Raw genomic sequence first — 18,898 nt, forward strand, 5'->3', positions numbered from 1 at the left:
AGTTACGATTCGCAAACCCATGAAAATCAGCTTCGCTGATGGGGTTTGTTCACACCTGAATCATTTTCTTACGGCCTCATCAGCAAATGATTCGGCCTTCCCTGAACAGTTAGGAAATTTCATCCTTTTGCGATTTTCAGATAAACTTCAAAAGCAGTTCCCGCCATGGAACTGCGGGCCTGTATGCGGCCACCATGTTTCTCAATAATACTTTTTGCGATGGAAAGGCCAAGGCCCGTCCCTCCGGTACTCTCCTGACGGGACTGCTCCACCCGGTAAAAACGGTCGAAGATGTAAGGGAGATCTTCCTGAGGAATGATCGTGCCGTAATTTACAATCATTATCTTGACCTCATCTCCTTCTCTTTTCGCCGTCACCCTGATCACTTTCCCGTCTTTTCCGTATTTTACCGCGTTGGAGATCAGATTTTCAAAAGCTCTGGCCAACATATCACCGTCGGCAAGGACGGGAGCGCTCTGGATGTAAGTTTTAAACTCACACTCCAAACCATTTTCCTCAAAGGATGGATAAAACTCGTCTACCTGCTGTTCCAGAAGCTTGACAACGTCGATCAGCGCAGTTTTTATCGGCATATTCCCATATTCAAGCTTGGTAAAACTGAAAAGATCGTTAATCAGCTTTTCAAGCCGCTTGGACTTATCGTAGGCGATCTGAAGGTACTTCTTTTTTGCCTCCTGAGGCAGTTCCCCTCCCCCATTGAGGATATCCAGATAGCCGATAATAGACGTCAGCGGTGTGCGCAGGTCATGGGCCACATTGGTGATCAGCTCATTTTTTGTGTTTTCCGTCTCCCGCTCTTTTGTCTTCAGCTCATATAGGTCACTAGCCATAATATTTAAGTTGCGGGCAATAATGGAAAATTCATTGTCATACTTCACTTCCACCGTACTGGAGAAATCCCCCTGGGCGATCCTCTGAATAGAAGCGGTGATCTCCTCAATGTAGGCGGACATCTTCCGGGTAAGAAGATGGAAAATAAATACAAAGATCACCACGGACACAAATATAAGCAGTACCACAAGTCCCCAGTGAAAATTCTGGCCAAACAGTTCAAAATCCCTGTGGAAACCGGCGCTATAGCTCCCCTGCCCCTGGACTGCATTCTCCGACTGTGCGGTACTCTGGGCCAGTGCGGGAAAATTTCCGGCGATACTCTCCCCCACCCGCTCCTGGATAGACGCAGAGGCTTTTGATGCTTTTTTGACCAGATAAATGATCTTAGCGGCAACAAACAAAACAAGCACATCCAGGCCAATAGTTATGGCAGCGCTGAGCAGAGTGTAGTACATCATCTGCATCCGGTAGCTTTTAAAAAGATTAGCTTTCAACTTTATATCCTACCCCCCAGACAGTGACAATAATCTGCGGTTTTCTCGGATCTTTTTCAATCTTTTCCCGAAGTCTTCGGATATGTACCATAACTGTATTGTTGGCCTCATACATTTTCTCGTTCCACACTTTTTCAAAAATCTCGTCAGTGGAAAATACCCGGTCCGGGTAGCTGGCAAGAAGTTTTAAAATATCAAACTCGATAGGCGTCAGGGCTACGTCTCTGCCGTCAACCACTACTTTGTGGCGGGTCACATCAATCTCAATCCCCTTAATGCGGATCACACTGTCATTTTCCTTCACATTAGGGTTTAACTCCATATATCTGCGAAGCTGAGATTTGACTCTGGCAGTCAGTTCCAGTGGGTTAAACGGCTTGATCATATAATCGTCAGCACCTGCGGATAAGCCCAAAATCTTGTCCAGATCTGCGGACTTGGCGCTTAAAATGATAATAGGGATATTTTTTGTATCCCGTATACGCCGGCACATCTCGATTCCGTCAATTACCGGCATCATAATATCTATAATCGCCAGCTTAATATCATTAGCCGCCAATATCTCAAGCCCGTCCTTGGCATTAAATGCTTTAAAAACCGTATAGCCGGCGCTGCAAAGATAAATCTCTACTAAATCCGCAATCTCAGCGTCATCGTCGACAACAAGAATATTAATCTTCTCTTCCATACTTCTCCTCCATTATCCACATGCTCCGCCGTCTACAGCGCCGCATATTTGATACCCGATACACAAAACAGTGTATTTAATCTACCACAAGTTTAACACAGGTTCTGGGACTGTGTCCTTACAAATTCTTTAAAATGTTATTGCATTCTGCGTTTTTTTGTCTTTTCCTGCTTTGGTAGGCACAAAAGAAGGGGCCCGTGAATCCATCACAGGCCCCTGTAACACAAGTCTGCCGATAAGCCGGGTTATGTCTTGAATGGTCATCTATCTAGTTCTGACGTTGCCGTCAGAATCCAGCGACCTACCCTAAAGCACGACGGGCCGCCGTATTGCTTTATGTGCGGTCTTGCTTCGGATGGGGTTTACATGGCTCAGCCTGTCGCCAGGCTGACGGTGGTCTCTTACACCGCCTTTCCACCCTTACCGGCAAAAATGCCGGCGGTTTATTTCTGTTGCACTTTCCTTAGAGTCGCCTCCACCGGACGTTATCCGGCATCCTGCCCTGTGAAGCCCGGACTTTCCTCACCTGCACCCTTTCGTCTGTGCAGCCGCGACCATTTAGCAGACTTGCCTTTTATAATAACATACTCATTTTTTAAAAACAACTGTTTTTCAAATTTTAAAACAGCTTCCACCAATAAATTCTCTCAAAATAGAGTTTGGCGGTATAACATCACTGGTCATACCCAGGAAATAATCCAGGAATTTCAACAGCCGCTTGGCTTCGTCATAACCGGACTGATCTTGGCCGATACCAAACAGATGAGGCTCCGCATACAATTTTAAAATGGCCAGCTCATAGATGAGGGCGGAATTAAACATGGCATCCGCGTTCTCTTGATAAGGGAAGATGTTTGCCTCCTCCCCCCGGCGGACGGAATCCCACATGGCGATAGTCCGGGCACAGGAAGATCCACGGGTAGCTACATCGCGAACGATTCTGCGGATCAGCCGCCCGTCTGTGGTAGGAATACGGTTATGCTCATCCAAATTAAGCTGTGTCAGGGCGCTGATATAAATTTTAAATTTGCTGCCTTTATGGAGACTGTAGGTCAGGTCATCATTTAACCCGTGGATTCCCTCGATGACAAGAATATCCTCCGGCCCGATCTGAAGAAAATCTCCTTTAAATTCACTTTTTCCTGTAACAAAATTAAAAGACGGCAGCTCGATTTGCTCTCCACGAAGGAGACTGCTCATATGCTCGTTAAACAATTCCACATTAAGAGCGCCCAGGCACTCAAAATCCGGCTTTCCAAAAGCGTCCAGAGGCGTCTTTTCCCTGTCAACAAAATAGTCATCCACAGGAATGGGATGCGGCTTTTTGCCGTGAGCCCGAAGCTGTACAGACAGACGATGGGAAAAGGTTGTCTTTCCCGATGAAGATGGCCCTGCAATAAGAACTACCCGCTTATTTTCTCTGACAATCTGCTGGGCGATCTGGGCGATATTTTTTTCCTGCAGCGCCTCCTGAACAAGGACAAGCTGATCCATCTCCCCCCTGGCAATAACGTCATTGAGATCCCCGATGGTACTTACATCCAGCATCTCTCCCCAGCGGACAGACTGCTTCAAAACAGAAAACAGCTTAGCTGACGGCGTAAATGGTGCCAACTGGTCAGGCAAAGACATGGAAGGGAGTTGGAGGACAAAGCCGTCATCGTAAGGATAAAGTTCGTACAGCCGAACATAGCCTGTACTCGGAGCCATATACCCGTAATTATAATCCTCAAATCCGTCCAGGGAGTAAATATTGACTTTGGATGCCCGGCGGTAGCGGAAAAGATTTTCCTTATCCTGCAGATTAGCATTATGAAAAATTTTAATAGCTTCATCAGTGCTGATTGTCCTTTTCGTTATAGGAATATCCATAGATACAAGCTCATCCATACGTCGGCGGATCTTCTGTAAAAGCGCCTGATCCGGGGCCGTCACCCCGGACAATCTGCAGTAAATTCCAGGTCCGAGGGAATATTCGATAATCACCTGTTTGGGGCCATGATCTCCAGACACATCCGACACGGCCCGGGCCAGCACCATGGTGGCAGTGCGCACATAGGTCTGATGACCGGTCTTCTCCCCGGTAGTAATAAATTCCACATTTGCGCTGTGCTTGACCCGGCGGGACAGTTCCCGCAGTTTTTTATTGTACTTTGCCAGAATAATACTGCCGCTATAGTCTCCCATAAAATCCTTGCTTACAGACTCCAAAGTGATCCCAGAAGGGTATGTCCTGGTGCGGCCGCAGCAGGTAATCTCAATTTTTTCCCCCATAGCAAAACCTCCTAAATGACAATAAAAGGCGACCGGTTCGCCTCCTTCTCCACCTCAAGGTCCGGAAAACGCTCTTTTAAAAACCCGGCAACCTGGTCGATAAATATATGTTCAATCCCGTGATGCCCCGCGTCAATAATGGCAATCCCCTGCTGGATGGCGTCGATCCCCTGATGATGGTCAATATCCCCAGTAATCAGCACATCGCAGTTTTTCTCGATGGCATACTCTGTCATGTGTTTTCCCGAACCAGGGCACAGAGCAACGCGGCTGACCATCCGGTCCAGATCTCCGAAAATCTTTACAGCAGGGATCTCAAAAGTCCTTTTTACGTTAGAGGCCAGTGTCTCCAGATCCACCGGTTTTTCAAGGCAGCCCCAGGCTCCGATCCCTAAAGGCCGGTCATTTTCAAACTTTCCCTTGGGAACTGTAACTTCCAAAACCTGAGGATCTTTTAATTTCAGCATATCGGCGGCCAAATCTCCCATCACCGCCACATCATAATTGGTATGCATGGCGTAGTAGCTCATATGCTCCTCAGCCAGAGTTAAAATACGGCGGGTAATAAAATGACTGTCATTGACCTGCTTCACCGGTGAAAAAATCATAGGATGGTGGGTAATAAGCATCTGAGCGCGGCAGGCTATGGCGCTCTCAATAGCGCTTTTAGTGGCATCCAAGGCCACATACACCCGTGACACTTCCCTATTCCAGCGTCCCACTAAAAGTCCGGGATTATCCCAGCTTTCCGCCAGAGCCGGCGGCGCCAGGACTTCCAGTTGATCAACAATTTCCTTTACTGTCATAGCATACACTCCTTTAAAAGATCTTCCAGTCTCCTAATTTCCTCCTGAAGACAGGGGACATAGGCTTTAGCGCCAGGAGTATCCATTCGGCTGACCTGTTCATATCTGTGCCGCCGCACACGGATCTGATCGCTAAGGTAATCTTTTAACACCGGATTTTTATGCTCCAGGAGATACTTACCATAAATATAATCTTCTTCCCGGTCATAGCGTTGGTTTCCTGGAACACAGTGAATCACCGTGTAATACTTTCCCCCGTCAACAAGCATCTGTTCCATGTCAATAGCAAAATTAAGACGGTGGGCAGCTTTTCTTACCCGGTCCAGGTCTGAGTGGGGCGACAGGATCATTTCTTTAAAATCGCCCAACTGTCCTCTGTCTTTGGCCCGCTCCAAAATCTGTTCCATAAGGATGCCCCCCATGCCGGCAATAATAAGACTGTCTGCCTCATGGGGGCCAAGGGCGTCAAGACCATCGCTTAACCGGACAGTAATCTTAGATTCAAATCCATGACGCCGGATATTTTCCCTGGCCTTTAAAAGGGGCCCCTCGTTAATATCCATAGCCAGCGCATGATCCACCCTATGATTGTAGATCAGATATAACGGCACATACCCGTGGTCTGTCCCCACGTCCACAGGGCACAGCCCCGGACTGACCATATCAGCCACGGTCTTAAGTCTGTTAGAAATCTGTATCACACAGATACCTCCCTGTTATGTATCCAAGCGGGTCAGTTCATGTAATCCCGCAGTTTTCTTCCCCGGCTTGGGTGTCTGAGTTTTCTCAGCGCTTTAGCCTCGATCTGGCGGATACGCTCTCTGGTCACGTTAAATTCCTTACCCACCTCCTCAAGAGTGCGGGCACGACCATCATCCAGACCAAAGCGCAGACGCAGCACCTTCTGCTCGCGGTCCGTCAGTGTCCCCAGAGCTTCTGTAATCTGTTCTTTTAATAGAGAGGATACCGTGGCGTCAAATGGCACCGGACCATTGTCGTCCTGGATAAAATCTCCCAGATGGCTGTCCTCCTCCTCGCCGATAGGCGTCTCTAAAGACACCGGTTCCTGAGAAATCTTTAAGATCTCCCGGACACGCTCCACAGGGATCTTCATTTCCGCCGCAATCTCATCAGGACTTGGCTCCCGGCCAAGTTTCTGAAGGAGCTGGCGCTGTACACGGACAAGTTTATTAATATTCTCTACCATATGGACAGGGATACGGATAGTCCTGGCCTGATCTGCGATGGCGCGGGTGATGGCCTGACGTATCCACCATGTGGCGTAGGTGCTGAATTTATAACCTTTCCGGTAATCAAACTTTTCCACGGCTTTGATCAGACCCAGATTGCCCTCCTGAATCAGATCCAGAAACAGCATCCCCCTGCCTACATATCTTTTGGCGATGCTGACCACAAGGCGAAGATTGGCCTCAGCCAGACGTTTTTTGGCCTCCTCGTCCCCCTCTTCCATCCGCTTTGCCAGCTCAATCTCCTCATCGGCGGAGAGCAGAGGCACTTTGCCGATTTCCTTTAAGTACATGCGCACCGGGTCTTCAATCCCCACGCCCTCAGGTACCGACAGGTCAATATCTTCAAGATTTTCCTCATCCTCAAGCAAAAGCTCGTCGTCAGGCACATCATCGTCATCGGCGATCTTTAACACGTCAATATTTTTGGACTCCAGGTATTCATAAATACTGTCCATCTGTTCTTCTGTCAACTGGATATTTCCAAAAAACGGTTTAATCTCATCGTATTCCAGAACGCCCTTTTTGCTTTTGGCGTAGTTGACAAGTTCTTCAAGTTTTTTCGTAAATTCTGCCATATTAGCATCCATATATTTATCCCTCCTGGTAAGAGTACTTATCTTTTTATTCAAGGTAATCCTTTAATTTCCGGCTGCGGCTGGGATGACGCAGCTTTCTAAGCGCTTTGGCCTCGATCTGTCGGATACGCTCTCTGGTCACATTAAATTCCTTACCCACTTCCTCAAGGGTACGGGCCCGGCCATCATCCAGACCAAAGCGCAGACGCAGGACTTTCTGCTCCCTGTCGGTGAGGGTCACAAGAACCTGAGCCAGTTGTTCCTTCAATAGCGTGAAGGCCGCCGCCTCAGCAGGTACCGGAACATTGTCGTCCTGGATAAAATCTCCCAGATGGCTGTCCTCCTCCTCACCGATAGGGGTCTCTAAAGACACCGGCTCCTGGGAAATCTTTAAGATCTCATGAACCCGCTCTACAGGCACATGCATCTCTTTGGCAATCTCCTCCGGCGTCGGCTCCCGTCCAAGCTCCTGAAGAAGCTGCCTGGATACACGCACCAGTTTATTAATAGTTTCCACCATATGGACAGGGATACGGATAGTCCTGGCCTGATCTGCGATGGCGCGGGTGATGGCCTGGCGTATCCACCATGTGGCGTAGGTGCTGAATTTATAACCTTTCCGGTAATCAAACTTTTCCACGGCTTTGATCAGACCCAGATTGCCCTCCTGAATCAGATCCAGAAACAGCATCCCCCTGCCTACATATCTTTTGGCGATGCTGACTACAAGGCGGAGGTTAGCCTCAGCCAGACGCTTTTTGGCTTCCTCGTCCCCCTCTTCCATCCGCTGCGCAAGCTCGATCTCCTCATCAGCGGAGAGGAGGGGCACTTTGCCGATTTCCTTTAAGTACATGCGCACCGGATCTTCTGTGCTGACGCCCTCGGGCACGGAAAAATCCAGATCCTCAATATGCTCGTTGTCTTCCAAAAGGGCGTCATCATCGGGAAGATCGTCATGGTCGCTGATCCTTAAAATATCCACATGGTTAGCTTCCAGATATTCGTAAATTTTCTCAACCTGCTCTTCATTCAATTCTATATCTCCAAAGAAATCATTGATTTCCTGAAATTCCAGGACGCCCTTTTTCTTCCTGGCATAAGGCACAAGTTCTTTTAATTTTTCCAGAAACTTTGCCATATTCTCATCCATAACTTAATCCTCCTGTAAAAATAGTCTGCCCGCACTATAAAGAAATATGCAGGTTCAAAAGGCTGCGTTTCTCCCGGACAATACTTTGCAGCGCCTCCAGATCCCGGGCACTTTTTCCCGCGTTCTCAAGACTTGCCGCCTTTACACGGCGCACAGTCTCATTGAGGGCCTTTTCCCGGACCGCTTTGTCCCCTTCGTCATCAATATTGGTATTAAAAGCTCTGGCAATTGCGTCATGCTCCTGAGGGTCCTGAAAAAGATTCATGATCCGGGCAGGAGTCACAGTCTTCTTCTCTTCGTATTCTTCAAAAACCTTAGCCGCCGCTTCCCGGCACAGAGGGTCAGTGAAATCTCCGGGCCCGATCCACGGACGGATCTTTTCAAAGAGCCGGGTGTCCTCTGAGAGCCATGTCAGAAGCAGCTTCTGTGCAGTCACAAGAGCGTCATCCTTCTGGGTTTTCTTTTGCTTAACGCTCTCCACGCCAGCACCGGAATGAGAAGTTTTATTTTCCTGCCCGTAGCCGGCCAACCCATAGCGGTTGACAAGGCGGTCAAGATCGTCAAAACTGATGCCGTAATTCCGCGCCACAGCTTCAATATAATTTTTCCGTTCAAGAGCCTGGTCAAATTCCAAAAGTTTCCTTGCTGTCTCGTTAAAGAACCCGGTCTTGCCCTCCGGATCATTAAGGTCATAGTTTTTTTCCAACACGGAAATCTCAAACATAAAGCTGTTCATAGCTCCCGCAATCCGCTCCTCAAATGCCTCTGTCCCCAGATTTTTAATAAACTCGTCGGGATCTTTATAAGGCTTCATGTCAATAACCCGTGAGCGCAGTCCGGCATCCCGAAGCATGGGAATTGCCCGCAAAGCCGCTTTCACCCCGGCGCCATCGCTGTCATAGGCCAGAAGAACCTCATCGGTGTAGCGTTTGAGAAGCGACGCCTGAGGGCTTGTAAAAGCCGTTCCCAGGGAGGCCACCGCATTGTCAAAACCGGCCTGGTGCATGGAAATCACATCCATATATCCCTCGCAGATGATCATATTTGGGCGTCTGGAACGCCTTGCCAGATTCAGGCCGTAAAGATTGCGGCTCTTGTCAAAGAGTTTTGTCTCAGGTGAGTTTAAATATTTGGGATTTCCATCCCCCAGGACACGGCCGCCAAAGCCGATGACCCGGTTGTTAATATCCATGATGGGAAACATGACTCTGTTCCAGAACTTGTCGCTGCCTCCATGTTTCTCATCCAGAGTGATCAGGCCGCTCTCCTTCAATATGTAATCGTCATAGCCCTGGCTTCTCAAATACCGGTAAAGATCATCCCGAAACTTATTAGAATAACCAAGGCCGAATTTGACAATAGTATCATGGGTCAGCTTTCGTCCGGAAAGGTATTCCATGGCCTGCCGTCCCTGGGGCTGAGTCAGTTGATAATAAAAATATCTGGCCGCCAGCTTATGGATATCTAAAAGTTTCTGTCTTAAAGATGCCTCCTTTTTCTGCTGAGGGGTTTCCTCCTCCTGGGGAAGCTGGACTCCGGCCCGCTGGGCCAGCACTTTCACCGCGTCCTGAAAGCTGTAATTTTCATATTCCATAAGAAATGTGAAAACATTTCCTCCCGCGCCGCAGCCAAAACAATAATACATCTGCTTTTGGCCACTTACAGAAAAAGATGGTGACTTCTCATTGTGGAAAGGACACAGTCCAAAATAGGAAGAGCCCTTTTTCTGCAGCTTAACATATCCGGAAATAACATCCACAATATCATTGCGGCTTCGGATTTCTTCGATCAGATCTTCGGAATAATACATCGTATGCCTCTCCCTTCACTGTCAAAATGTTATGCCCTATTATATATATTCGACGATGGGAATTTAAATCCTTCTTTTTTTTACAAAAAATTGTTATACTGATGTGTAAGACGAGGCAAGCAGCAAAAAGTCAGAAGACCTTTTGCCTCCGGCATCAAACACAAAAAGATTAAAATTGGAGAAAAAAGATGAAACAACTATTCAATTGTCAAAAAAATCCAAAGGACACTCTCATAAACAATCTTACCAGCCATCTGCGCCATAAAGATTTTGTCCAGGCTATCATCAGGTGGTACAGGGTCCAGGGCAGGGATCTTCCCTGGCGCCGCACAAATGACCCTTACGCCATTTGGATCAGCGAGATCATGCTTCAGCAGACCCAGGTGGACACAGTCATTCCATACTACCACCGTTTTATGGAAGCCTTTCCCAATGTATACAGCCTGGCTCATGCGCCTATGGATGAGATTTACAAGCTCTGGGAGGGCCTTGGGTATTACCGCCGGGCCAGCCATTTAAAAGAGGCTGCCGCCGCCATAGTTAATGACTTTGACGGGGAATTTCCCCATACTTACAAAGATATCCTCTCCCTGAAAGGGGTGGGCCCCTACACTGCCAGCGCCATCTCAAGCATTGCCTTTAAGCTTCCCAAAGGGGTCATCGACGGAAATACGCTGCGCATCCTCTCCCGGATCTTAAATTGCCAGGAAAATATTGCCAAAGATTCCACAAAAAAACTTTATCAGGAAATTATGGATCAACTCATCGCCCTGGGAGACCCATCGGATTTTAATCAGGGGATGATGGACCTTGGAGCGATGATCTGCACGCCAAAAAACCCCGCCTGCCAAAACTGTCCGGTCAGAGACTTTTGTCAGGCCAGCCAGTCCCAAACCCAGAAACTTTTGCCGGTGAACATAAAAAATAAAAACAAGGAAGATATTTACTTTATCACCGCCATCCTGCGGTATAAAGATAAATACTTCCTTATCAAAAACAAAGATGGACTCCTCTCTGGCCTCTACGGTCTTGTCCAATATGAGACCGAATCTCCCCGCGGCTTTGAGGACGCCTTCTATGACGCCTACCACACCAGTGTCCGACTTCTGGAATATGAAACAGAATTTCGCCATGTCTTTTCCCACCGGGTATGGCATATGAGCGTTTACTACGGCGAAATCGAGGGACCCCAAAATCAGAAGCTGGCCGATCACCTCTACACTTATGAGGAACTGCAGAAACTCCCCATACCTACCGCCCACAAAAAGATTCTGGACTTTTAGCCCCTGCGCCCGGTACTGATCTCAAAAAGCTTATTTTTAAGATCAGTTTCCATCTTTTCAAGCTGTGCAGACGCCTCAAGGCGCTTTGCCCGACCGTCCTCATGGATCTTAGCCACCTCGTCGATGGTGGAAATGAGAAGCTCGTTGGTGGCGGTCAGCGTCTCAATATCTACAACGCCCCGCTCAAGAGCCTGGGCAGTCTCCACTGAGGCCATCTTTAACGTCTCCGCGTTTTTGCGCAAAAGGGCGTTGGTCATGTCCGTCACTTCCTTCTGAGCCTCGGCCGCCTGCTTCGAGTGGGCCACACCTAGGGCCAATACCATCTGGCTCTTCCACAGAGGCACTGTGTTGACGATCATGGACTGGATCTTCTCAGACATTAAAATATCGTTATTTTGAATCATACGGATCTGGGGCGCCATCTGCATGGCCACCATGCGGGTCAGCTCCAGGTCATGGATCTTCTTTTCAAACCGGTCGCACAGGGAAGTCAGGTCATTTACCGCGTTAAGGTCTTCCTGGCTGGATGTGGTCTGGGCCTTCTCCACCAGTTTTGGCAGTTCCTGCTGTTTCACCTGGTCCAGCTTCTTCTTTCCAGCGGCGATGTACATCGTCAGTTCTTTAAAATAATTTTTGTTCAGCTCGTACATCTGATCCAGCATGGCTGAATCTTTTAAAAGCTGTACCTGATGGTCTGTAAGAACTTTGCAGATCTGCTCCACATTGCTCTCCGCCTTGGAATAGCGGGCTTTCATAGATTCTATTTTAGAAGGTACCTTCTTAAAAAATCCGAAAATTCCCTTCTCCTCCTCGTCGGCGTCAAACTCCTTCAACTCTGTGACTACATCGGATAAAAGCTTTCCAGTCTCCCCAAGATCCTTTGTCTTTACATTTTCAAGGGCGCTCTCAGAAAAGTCGGCGATCTTTTTCTGGGCTCCGGCACCATACTGCATCACCATCTGGCTATTGGTAATATCAATCTGGGCGGCAAAATTATTGATCATCTCCTGCTCCTGGGGCGTAAACGCTGTCTCCTTCTCAATGGCGGCAGGCGCGGACTCCTCTTGGGCCGCAGCAGGCGCTGCCGGTTCCTCCTTAAATGGTTCAAAGGTCAGTGTGGGGCCTTCTTTTAACATCTCATTAAAATCACTCATATGATCCACTCCTGTCATTTCTTATCCTTTTTATAAAAATCGCTTCCGGTCAGTCCTTCCTGGGCCAGCAACGTCCGAAGAACGCTGATATCGCTGGAAACATCCATAGCCGTCTCCTGGTACATACTGTCATAAAGCTTTTCATAGGCCTCATTAATGGTATCCAACGTCGCGGCAATTTCATTTTTCACTTTTTTTATGTTCTCGCCTTCCACCGGCTGCCCGTCAATATCCCGGTATGTTTCCACTAACTTTATGGTCATTGGCATATAATAATCCTGGAACCGGGACAACCGGTCGGCTTTCTGAGGATAAGACTTAATATATTCAAAAATCTTTCCGATAATCATCTCCATACGGTAAAGCTTGTTGCTGATCTGGGTATCGGGGATATCATCGTTGGCCTTGCGTATAATCTCCATATACTGACGTCCCAGGGCTTCAAGACGGGCAATCTCCTGAGCCATTGCCGGGTCCTGGCCGCTCTCATTTTTCTCACGAGTCTGCTCCTGCTCCATTTTCCTGGCATTCTCCATCGTCTCCTGGTACTGGCGGTAAATACTGTCGGTCACCATCAGGCAGGTTTTATGGCTGTCCACATGTCCCTGGGGAAAGTATCCAAGTTCCAGCATTCGGACTACATCACGGCGCACAAAACCCTCGCTCTTTCCCACACTCTGGGCCAGATTTTTGAAGGTGGCAAAACTTTTCCCCTTAATCACATCAAGATATCTGCGGAAACGCTTCACCCGCTTTCTCTGCATTGTCCCCACTGCCATCATAATGGCAAACACAATGTCCGCCGGCAAAAGAGCGCACAGGATCGTCAGGGAGGCCAGCCAGGAACCCAAACCGGCCATAATGCCAAGGACCATACACCCGCAGGTGGCAAAGCCAAATCCAATGGCTCCAAAAACCGTCAGTAACATCCCTGAAATCTCCCCCTTAGGGCTTCGCTCCACAGGGAAACCATAATCTACCGGTGTCCAGCCGCGATCCAGTCCGGACGCTCTGCCGGTCTCCCGCGTCCCGGCACTGCCGTTATCCTCATTCCAGGCATCTTCCCTTTCGGAATCTCCCTGGGATTTGGACCAAGCCCACCAGGGTCTTACATTTTTGTAAGTCTGCCAGTTCTGCTGCTGAAAATTTCCAAAAACGCTTTTTCCCCGTCGGCGCTTACCCCTGGAAGATGTCCCATAATGGTCATTGGGTGTCCCGTAATTATCGTAATTATCATAGGAATTTTTCCGGCCAAAGATCACATCATCGGCGTTGCGGCGTATTTCCTGGTTTAACCGTTCAAAATCAAAAGAATCTATGGCATCCCGTATTTTCTGGCTCATATGCAGCCCCAGATTTTCAAGATCCCTGTAATCCATAAAACATTACTCCTTTTATCTGATGATACAAGCGTCATCTGATTAATTTTTAGTTTACCCTACTCGAAGCGCCATGTCAACGAACTTTCCGGGGAAAAGTAAAAAGGCTGTGACGGTATCACAGCCTGAGTTATCACAAATACTCATTTCATCCATATATTCCTCCGTTTCTTCTGCATCCAGGACATAGCAGCAAAACAGGAGCATTTTTGTACTGGTGATTTCCAATGTTTCCAGAGCCGCCCGGACGCCGGACCGGCTGGCCGGAATCGACCGGCCGATCCACCACCACACGTTTAACACCGCTCACGTCCATTCACATAGAGCTTTAATGCTAAATCATGAATAAACAGCCAATCTGATAAATAGCAACCGCAATCACCCAGGCAACGACAAGGTGAAAGGCTGCGGTAAACCAGAAGCCCTTCCAGGAGCCAGTCTCCTTTTTAACTGTAGCAAGGGTGGCGGCGCAGGGGATATACAGCAGGCAAAAGACCATCATAACAAAAGCGTTTAAAGATCCAAAGCCCATAGAGCCTAAAGCTGCGGACAGAGCGCTCATACCGGTCACAGAGTTAATATTGGCAATACCAAAAAGCACGCTGCAGCTTGAAACAACCACTTCTTTAGCGGCCACGCCGGAGATCAAAGCCACGGCGATCTGCCAGTATCCAAGTCCCGCCGGCGCCAGCAGCGGCGCAATAATATGGCCGATATAGGCGGCAAAACTCTCGGACATATCGGAAACCATGCCTGACGGGCCGAAATTTAACACACCCCATAAAACAATGGAGGCAATAAAAATCGTTGTCCCGGCTTTCTGAAGGTAATCTTTCACCTTCTCCCACACATAGATAGCAATGGTATAGGCATTAGGCGTCTTGTATTCCGGCAGCTCGATGAGCAGGCAATTGCGGCTGTTTTTCTTATCCGTTTTTCCAAGGATCAGTGCAATGACAATACCCACCACAAGGCCAATAACGTACATAGATAACGCCACAAGGGTCGGGCACTGCGGGAAAAACATTTTGGAAAATAAAACATAAATCGGCACCTTGGCGCTGCAGGACATAAAAGGCGTCACAAGAATGGTCCGCCGGCGGTCATGCATATCTTCCAGAGTCCGGGCAGACATAACCGCCGGAACAGTACATCCAAAGCCTAAAAGCATAGGAATGAACGCCCGGCCGGAAAGCCCCATCTTTCCCATAAGTCCGTCCATAACATAGGCCACACGGGACATATAACCGCTGTCCTCAAGGAAGGCCAGTGCCAAAAAAAGGATAAAAATGTTGGGCAGAAAAGTTAAAATACCGCCCACCCCCGCGATAATACCGTCCACAATAAGGGATGTCAATACCGGCGAGGCATTAACCTGATCCAGCAAAAAGCTGACGCCCCTGGAAAAATAATCCAAAAGCACCTCAAATCCACCGGCAATGGCATCGCCCAGGGTGAATGTCAGGAGAAACACAATGGCCATAATCCCAAGGAATATGGGCACACCCCAGACAGGATGGGTGAGAACCCGGTCCATCTTATCAGTCATCGCTGCCTTGCTGTCCTTATTGACAAGAACCTCTTCGATAATCTCCTCAATAAAATCATACTTTTCATTGATGATCTCTTTTTCGTAGTTTTTATCCAGAATATCTTTGTATTCAATAGGATATTTTTCCATAATATCCTTATCATGTTCCAGATACTTAATAGCATGCCAGCGGTGATTGGTCATCTTGGGATACTTGTCTTTCAACCGCTCTTTCACCGCGTCGATCTTATCCTCGATCTCATCACTGTACACCATGGCAAACTCTTTGTGATGATCATGTCTGTGAGCGCTTGGCACGCTGTTATAGTGGTGATGCTGGATTTCATCCACACCTTTGCCCACGTGGTGAGCCACCGCGTGCATTAAGATCTCCAGTCCGGTCTTTTTCCGCGCCGACACCGGAACTACAGGAATACCCAGCATTTCCGGGAGGCGGTGGGTGTCAATCTCCATACCCCGCTCCGTCACAATATCCATCATATTCAGAGCAAGCACCACCGGTTTCCCCAGCTCAATAAGCTGCAGGGTAAGATAGAGATTTCTCTCCAGATTGGAGGCATCGGCCACATCCACGATCACATCAACGTCATCGGACAAAATATACTGTCTTGACAAAATCTCCTCCATGGAATAGCAGGTCAGACTGTAAATACCCGGAAGATCCACAAGTTTGTAATTGTGATTGTGGAAGCGCATGGCCCCCTCCTTTTTCTCTACAGTCACTCCCGGCCAGTTAGCCACTTTCAGCCGGGCCCCTGTATAGGCGTTAAAAAGGGTTGTCTTTCCACAGTTGGGATTTCCCACAAAGCCTACATTAATCACATCTTTTTTTATGCTGTCCGCTCCCTCCCCGGAAATATCAGCCGTTCTTTGAACCACCTCACTCATGAGCCGCTGCCTCCTTCACTGAAATTCCCTGGGCGATCTGGGGACCTACCGCCAGCCGGGTCCCACGCACATTAAAGATCATAGTGCCGCTGCCTTTCCGGTTCAGCACCAAAACCTTTGTCCCCTCTGTAAGACCAAGAGCTTCCAAACGCCGTTCTGTATTTTCTTCCACCTCAGTTTTTAAAACCTGATATGTATTTCCAATTTTTCCCTCTGCAAGTGTCATCGGATAAACTCCTTTTTGTATGTCTCTTATTGATAATAATTATCAGTTACAAGAACAATACTACACTTACTCCCCGCCATTGTCAATTCATTTTTTATCTCGATTCAGCCATCAGGAAGGGGCGGGCTGGTTTATGCTTGCATAAGAATCAGCCCGTCCCATTCCTGATGAACTGAGCGCCCGTTAATGAGCAAAGGAGCAAGTTTACTTGCAAAGAGTTTACTTGCTTTAACGAAGCCGGAAGGTTTTAGGTGCCAGCCGGTAGACCAGAACAAGCGCTGCGAAAATGTACACCAGACAAAACAGAGTAATCCCAGTACCAAAGATCATGGTGGGAATATGGCGTGAAATCGCCCCATAGCACACAATATAGGTGAGAAAATTGGCAATGCCATAGGCTGCGTTGCGGTTTTCCAGTTGAATATTATAAGGCTGAAGCAGGTAATAAAGAACCATATAATGTACCGAAAAAAACACGGACATCATAAGGATAGTGACAATGATCAGTATATAATTGATAACATTGTCTGTTCCTCCGGTCATGGCCAGCAAAAGGGCCAGCTCCACCCCAATAAAGGCAGCCGGGATCAGACTGATCAGGGACAGAGATTTGAGCCTCTCCACAAAAAGGGACAGGATAACTTTGGGCTGGCGGTAAAACCGGTAGGATAGCATACTGTGGTCACAATTCATAAACATGGCCTGGGTCATACTCCGCCCCGGATGAATCAGATACATAATAAAGAGAAACAGTGGAAGCATGTTCATCACCATCTCATTCACCTGGGCAGCTATGTCTCCGTTAAGGGCGCAGGCAACTCCCGCCACGGCAAAAATCATCACCGTGACCACACAGATACGCTTTGCCGGCTTGTGGAGGAGGCGGCGGTGGCGGGCAAAAAACAGAGCGTTAAAATAAGCGTAACCTTTCTTTCTCCCCGCGCTTACCTCCGCAGTATAGTCAATCTTTTTCAGAGAGTTGGCCTGGATCACCTGGTTGGCAGTGGTCGCTGTCGCAGCAAATGCCGGAGCTTTTTTAAGGAGTTCCCGGCACATGCGCTTATACTCCCGGCACCGGAAAATATAAATCCCGCCAAAGACCGCCAGAATCACAACCACTGTCAACAGGTAAGGCCATGCGGTGACAGGCAGAGCCACGCCTGCCAGAGGGAGACCAAATCCGGCAACGCACAGCAGCGCCGCGGCCAAAAGGACAAGCATGGCATCACGCTTCTCAGTGCTGTCAGGCAGGTTCTTTTTCACACTTTTCAGATCATCCCAGAGAATAAAACCAGAAAATAGCAGCTTTATACCCAAAACAAACAGGGCAAGCCATACGCCCCATATGGGGCTTTGCCCCAGCAAAAAGGCAAAGAGACAGGTCAAAGGCAAAAAACCGATGAATACACGGATCAGGAAATAAGCATAATTGGACAAGGTATACGACCTGGCGTCCATTCCCATAAGGATAATGGCATAGTACTTGTCATTGGTTGGATCAAAGAGCTGGGTATTTAAAAAACCTCCGGCAAGGGTGAGGAAGAAAAAGGCGTTTAAAAACCCTTCCCATCCAATATCTGGAAACAGAGTAACCGCCGCTGCAAAAATCAGGGCCAGGTAGATTCCCTTCCACAAAAAAGTATTAACTACCTCCCGTATCAAGGCAATGACGTTGGCCAGTTTTTTAAGCCCCCGGCTTTTGTAGGCGCTGGCCGGCAGCAGTTTTTTTACCAGTGGGAGCTGTCGGAGAAAGTAAATAAAACCGTTGGCTTTATATGTATTTCGCAGTCTGAATGAAATCACAAAATCTTTAATCATCTTCGCCACCCCGCAGTGCCTCAAGAATCCGCTCTTTAAATTCCTCGTTATCCAGATTCTCCTTGGGGACTTCCTCCAAAACCCCGTGATTTAAGATCACAATATCATCGCACAGATCCAGGGCAAGCTCCATAATGTGGGTAGAGAAAATAATAATATGGTCTTTTTTGATCTGTCTGAGCATCTCCTTCATTTCTTCGGCCACCACTACATCAAAGGAAGTGAGCGGCTCGTCCAGCAGAAGGACTGCCGGACTGGAAATAAAATTCACCAGCATCTGCATTTTATTTTTCATGCCGTGGGAATAATCTTTCAGCAGACGGTCCCGGTCCTCCTCCTCGATACGCATAAAGGAAAAATAGGTGTCGATCTTCCTCTCATCTTTCCCATGAATTTCCAGGAAAAATTTGAGAAATTCCCTGGCCGTTAAAAACTCCGGAACAACAGGGACGGACAAAACATAACCGATATCCTGGCCGCCCACTGGGCGGCGGCCATTCTCATCCTCAAGATCAAATTGGCCTCCGTCCAGTCTCAGGTCTTCATTGAGGCAGTTAAAGAGGGTGGTCTTACCCGCGCCGTTGCGTCCTAAAAGGCCGTAAATCTTTCCCTGCTCAAAATCAAATGTGACGTCTCTTAATACTTCTTTTTTGTCAAAATTTTTCTTCAGATGTTCTGCATGTAAAGTAATCATAA

Annotated in this window: 16 protein-coding genes and 1 other RNA gene; 1 reads left to right on the forward strand and 16 read right to left on the reverse strand. The window is 48.0% G+C overall.

Annotated elements, in window-relative coordinates:
- Positions 1-119: 119 nt before the first annotated feature.
- From HNP82_RS04665 to dnaG, 9 genes are all read right to left on the reverse strand, one after another.
- Positions 120-1,349 carry a sensor histidine kinase gene (locus tag HNP82_RS04665; protein ID WP_183771986.1) on the reverse strand — a complete coding sequence of 410 codons (1,230 nt, stop codon included), beginning with the start codon at positions 1,347-1,349 and terminating at the stop codon, positions 120-122.
- On the reverse strand, positions 1,339-2,037 hold the full coding sequence (locus tag HNP82_RS04670; protein WP_183771988.1) for a response regulator transcription factor: 699 nt from the start codon (positions 2,035-2,037) through the stop codon (positions 1,339-1,341). The genes HNP82_RS04665 and HNP82_RS04670 overlap by 11 nt, the downstream gene beginning before the upstream one ends.
- A 220-nt stretch (positions 2,038-2,257) precedes the next feature.
- Positions 2,258-2,607: RNase P RNA component class A (gene rnpB, locus HNP82_RS04675), an RNA gene on the reverse strand.
- Between the two features lie 42 nt (positions 2,608-2,649).
- Positions 2,650-4,311, reverse strand: a complete 1,662-nt coding sequence (locus HNP82_RS04680; RefSeq protein ID WP_183771990.1) for a nucleoside kinase — start codon at positions 4,309-4,311, stop codon at positions 2,650-2,652.
- A gap of 11 nt (positions 4,312-4,322) precedes the next feature.
- Positions 4,323-5,117: a Nif3-like dinuclear metal center hexameric protein gene (locus HNP82_RS04685; RefSeq protein ID WP_183772000.1), complete on the reverse strand. Its 795-nt coding sequence runs from the start codon at positions 5,115-5,117 to the stop codon at positions 4,323-4,325.
- Entirely contained in the window at positions 5,114-5,818 is a 705-nt protein-coding gene (locus tag HNP82_RS04690; RefSeq protein ID WP_183772002.1) for a tRNA (adenine(22)-N(1))-methyltransferase, read from the reverse strand. Before HNP82_RS04690 ends, HNP82_RS04685 begins: the two co-directional genes overlap by 4 nt.
- A 32-nt stretch (positions 5,819-5,850) precedes the next feature.
- Positions 5,851-6,954 carry an RNA polymerase sigma factor RpoD gene (gene rpoD / locus HNP82_RS04695; protein WP_183772005.1) on the reverse strand — a complete coding sequence of 368 codons (1,104 nt, stop codon included), beginning with the start codon at positions 6,952-6,954 and terminating at the stop codon, positions 5,851-5,853.
- A 34-nt stretch (positions 6,955-6,988) separates the two neighbouring features.
- Entirely contained in the window at positions 6,989-8,092 is a 1,104-nt protein-coding gene (gene rpoD / locus HNP82_RS04700) for an RNA polymerase sigma factor RpoD (protein WP_183772007.1), read from the reverse strand.
- 34 nt (positions 8,093-8,126) lie between these two features.
- Positions 8,127-9,902 (reverse strand): DNA primase, encoded by a 1,776-nt coding sequence (gene dnaG / locus HNP82_RS04705; RefSeq protein ID WP_183772009.1) that lies wholly within the window; start codon positions 9,900-9,902, stop codon positions 8,127-8,129.
- Positions 9,903-10,090: 188 nt separating this feature from the next.
- On the opposite strand from dnaG, the gene mutY reads away from it, so the two are divergent.
- Entirely contained in the window at positions 10,091-11,185 is a 1,095-nt protein-coding gene (gene mutY, locus HNP82_RS04710) for an A/G-specific adenine glycosylase (protein ID WP_183772011.1), read from the forward strand.
- Here mutY and HNP82_RS04715 read toward each other — a convergent pair.
- The 7 genes from HNP82_RS04715 to HNP82_RS04745 all read right to left on the reverse strand — a co-directional run bounded on the left by HNP82_RS04715 (position 11,182) and on the right by HNP82_RS04745 (position 18,896).
- On the reverse strand, positions 11,182-12,339 hold the full coding sequence (locus tag HNP82_RS04715; protein WP_183772013.1) for a toxic anion resistance protein: 1,158 nt from the start codon (positions 12,337-12,339) through the stop codon (positions 11,182-11,184). The genes mutY and HNP82_RS04715 overlap by 4 nt on opposite strands.
- Before the next feature lie 14 nt (positions 12,340-12,353).
- A complete protein-coding gene (locus tag HNP82_RS04720) occupies positions 12,354-13,718 on the reverse strand; it encodes a 5-bromo-4-chloroindolyl phosphate hydrolysis family protein (RefSeq protein ID WP_183772015.1) in 1,365 nt (454 codons plus the stop codon).
- A gap of 54 nt (positions 13,719-13,772) precedes the next feature.
- Complete coding sequence (locus HNP82_RS04725) at positions 13,773-14,021, reverse strand: hypothetical protein (protein WP_183772017.1); 249 nt, start codon at positions 14,019-14,021, stop codon at positions 13,773-13,775.
- A 31-nt stretch (positions 14,022-14,052) separates the two neighbouring features.
- A complete protein-coding gene (gene feoB, locus HNP82_RS04730) occupies positions 14,053-16,158 on the reverse strand; it encodes a ferrous iron transport protein B (protein WP_183772019.1) in 2,106 nt (701 codons plus the stop codon).
- On the reverse strand, positions 16,151-16,384 hold the full coding sequence (locus tag HNP82_RS04735) for a FeoA family protein (protein ID WP_183772021.1): 234 nt from the start codon (positions 16,382-16,384) through the stop codon (positions 16,151-16,153). The genes feoB and HNP82_RS04735 overlap by 8 nt, the downstream gene beginning before the upstream one ends.
- A 228-nt stretch (positions 16,385-16,612) precedes the next feature.
- Positions 16,613-18,202, reverse strand: a complete 1,590-nt coding sequence (locus HNP82_RS17935; protein WP_183772023.1) for a hypothetical protein — start codon at positions 18,200-18,202, stop codon at positions 16,613-16,615.
- On the reverse strand, positions 18,195-18,896 hold the full coding sequence (locus tag HNP82_RS04745; RefSeq protein ID WP_183772025.1) for an ABC transporter ATP-binding protein: 702 nt from the start codon (positions 18,894-18,896) through the stop codon (positions 18,195-18,197). Before HNP82_RS04745 ends, HNP82_RS17935 begins: the two co-directional genes overlap by 8 nt.
- Positions 18,897-18,898: the final 2 nt, after the last annotated feature.

Origin of the sequence: Catenibacillus scindens (assembly GCF_014202115.1) — a bacterium.
GTDB classification, from domain to species: domain Bacteria; phylum Bacillota; class Clostridia; order Lachnospirales; family Lachnospiraceae; genus Catenibacillus; species Catenibacillus scindens.

Coding starts and splice junctions, on each gene's coding strand:
- HNP82_RS04670 (WP_183771988.1), bottom strand. CDS start 2,037: ATGGAAGAGAAGATTAATATTCTTGTTGTCGACGATGACGCTGAGATT.
- HNP82_RS04680 (WP_183771990.1), bottom strand. CDS start 4,311: ATGGGGGAAAAAATTGAGATTACCTGCTGCGGCCGCACCAGGACATAC.
- HNP82_RS04685 (WP_183772000.1), bottom strand. CDS start 5,117: ATGACAGTAAAGGAAATTGTTGATCAACTGGAAGTCCTGGCGCCGCCG.
- rpoD (WP_183772005.1), bottom strand. CDS start 6,954: ATGGATGCTAATATGGCAGAATTTACGAAAAAACTTGAAGAACTTGTC.
- rpoD (WP_183772007.1), bottom strand. CDS start 8,092: ATGGATGAGAATATGGCAAAGTTTCTGGAAAAATTAAAAGAACTTGTG.
- dnaG (WP_183772009.1), bottom strand. CDS start 9,902: ATGTATTATTCCGAAGATCTGATCGAAGAAATCCGAAGCCGCAATGAT.
- mutY (WP_183772011.1), top strand. CDS start 10,091: ATGAAACAACTATTCAATTGTCAAAAAAATCCAAAGGACACTCTCATA.
- HNP82_RS04715 (WP_183772013.1), bottom strand. CDS start 12,339: ATGAGTGATTTTAATGAGATGTTAAAAGAAGGCCCCACACTGACCTTT.
- HNP82_RS04720 (WP_183772015.1), bottom strand. CDS start 13,718: ATGGATTACAGGGATCTTGAAAATCTGGGGCTGCATATGAGCCAGAAA.
- feoB (WP_183772019.1), bottom strand. CDS start 16,158: ATGAGTGAGGTGGTTCAAAGAACGGCTGATATTTCCGGGGAGGGAGCG.
- HNP82_RS04735 (WP_183772021.1), bottom strand. CDS start 16,384: ATGACACTTGCAGAGGGAAAAATTGGAAATACATATCAGGTTTTAAAA.
- HNP82_RS17935 (WP_183772023.1), bottom strand. CDS start 18,202: ATGATTAAAGATTTTGTGATTTCATTCAGACTGCGAAATACATATAAA.
- HNP82_RS04745 (WP_183772025.1), bottom strand. CDS start 18,896: ATGATTACTTTACATGCAGAACATCTGAAGAAAAATTTTGACAAAAAA.